The sequence below is a fragment of the Enterococcus raffinosus genome, assembly GCF_001886185.1.
Lineage (GTDB): Bacteria > Bacillota > Bacilli > Lactobacillales > Enterococcaceae > Enterococcus_A > Enterococcus_A raffinosus.
In genome coordinates this window covers 1-2,093 of sequence record NZ_JXLA01000090.1, presented here as the reverse complement: position 1 = coordinate 2,093, position 2,093 = coordinate 1, and the positions used below count along the sequence as shown (strand labels likewise).

The 2,093-nt window shown below is 32.7% G+C and carries 2 protein-coding genes; both read right to left on the bottom strand.

Going from position 1 to position 2,093, the window contains the following annotated elements; translation table 11 throughout:
• Positions 1 to 593 precede the first annotated feature (593 nt).
• A complete protein-coding gene (locus RV13_RS20250) occupies positions 594 to 1,256 on the bottom strand; it encodes a hypothetical protein (protein WP_071876004.1) in 663 nt (220 codons plus the stop codon).
• A 65-nt stretch (positions 1,257 to 1,321) separates the two neighbouring features.
• Entirely contained in the window at positions 1,322 to 1,621 is a 300-nt protein-coding gene (locus RV13_RS20245) for a hypothetical protein (RefSeq protein WP_060789652.1), read from the bottom strand.
• Between the last annotated feature and the right edge of the window lie 472 nt (positions 1,622 to 2,093).

Genomic DNA, 2,093 nt, shown 5'->3' with positions numbered 1-2,093 from the left:
TTGGCGGTAGCTCTTGGCGGTAGCTCTTGAATGAGGACTTTTGCTTTGCTAGAGGTTGACCAACATATATCCGACATCCAGATAGTCACCATTTTAGTGCACAAAGAAAAAGCGCATTCTCCAATGAGAACGCACTCTCCAAACTACCTTATTTTTGATACCCAAAAAATTGACAGGCAAACACATTCGAAGCTAAGTTATCTGCTTAATCAATTAATGATCACGACGAATTATCTGACCTAATTGAAAAAATGTACCACTTATCTTCCATAATATTAGGCACGTTCAGTTATGCTTACCTGTTTACTTTTTCTGAACTTACTCCTCCCAAGCTGAGAAGATATTTTAATTGCTAAGCCTGCTCAACTAGATAATTTCCACACTTCAATTGAAAAACCTCACCATAATTGTGTATCTGGTTGTTTCTTTCTTGTAATTGATTCGATCTGAATGTGCACCAGCTAATACGTGATACGAACAGTTTCATCCTTCCATAAATATTTATACATATCTTACAGGATTCATTCTAACAACGAGATAAGCACATTTTAACGCCAACATTTAATTCATTAAGAGCCTATCTATGGATTATTTCATTTTTTGAAAAAATACGACCATTTTTCTTTTTTTATTTTTTTCAATGTCAGTTGTAATTGGCGCATTTCTTCATATGCTCTATTCTGTTCCGTATATTCAAGGTTATTGTATTCGCTAATAGAAAGCTCTGATTTGACTGTGTTTAATAGATTATTGATATCAGTCTCAACACTAAGCACTAGGTTCCCGTAATCAATTTCACTGGGTAAAAGGAATATTTCGGTGAAAATGACTCTAAGATTATTAACTACTTCTTCCGTTGAAAACCAACCGGATTTTATTTTAGAAGTTAGCATATCATGAAAAGAACTAGGCTTGTCCGTATTTGCTTTACTGGTCTGTTCAAACTCATCAATACTTGACAAACTAGTAACTTTTTTTTCAAGCCTCTCAATATAGCTTAGCGGACTGTTATCTTTTCCTTCTTTTGAACACAAAAAAAATTTCGTTCCTTTAAATGCTTCTAAAAGAGCACCTGACTTTGCAACAAACTCATCGACAATAGAGTGTAAGTAAATATTTATTTTTTCAATTTTTTCCTTTTCTTGCTCTGACAATTCTTTAGGAGCCACTTTGCCCATTTCGCTAAGTTGATGCAAATTGAAAGTTTGATAGTTATTTTCTTTGTTCTCTTCATTTAATGGAGCATACCGGTTCATCAATTGAGCAACATCATTTCTATCACCTCGAAATAAATGGGAGCTTGATAGCATTATCCAAATCGCTAAAAAATCTCTGGTCTCAATTCCATTTTTTTTGTTGCTTTGCCAGAAAAATCAATTCCAGCCGCTAACTCATTAAATCTTTTTGAATGTGACAAATTCTTTAACGCGAGTTTTTTCATATCCTGTACAAGTTTATTATCATTTTTTATCATTTCAAAATATAGAGCATATTGCTCATTTTCAATCACAGTGATCATTTTCGTATCAATTTCTTCAATCACATGTTTTTTTACATAAATTGAATACGTATATATATTTGAAAATGACACACTGAAAGTGTGATTACCATTTTTGTCCATCTCAATACTTCCTTTTTCTAACATTTTATTTTTCTTGTAATTGAAAAAAATTTCTATCTAGAATTTTTTTGTATCACAAAAAATTATGCACTATCAGATTGACTGGTTCTATGTAATATATAAAAAGATTATCGGTAAGCTGGATGATTTCTATTATATATGAAAAAATGAGCTTGGTCATTATGCCTTAAAGCGCATGTCCAAGCTCATTCTATATTCATCTATTTAACTTTAATACTGCAATACTTTCCTTCACCGTGATCCTAAGAAATAACACCCGTTTGCCCAGCTTTTAAACTATCACTAGGAATCACATCAAATCCCCATGGAAAATTGTCAATGTTGTTAATAGGAACTTCATAGCGTCAATTCTCAAAGCAGACAACCAAGTTTAAATTTTACTTCATGCCGACTCGTCTGAAGTTAATCCTATTTGTTGATCATATCTTTTCGCCGTTTGATTCGCATCTCC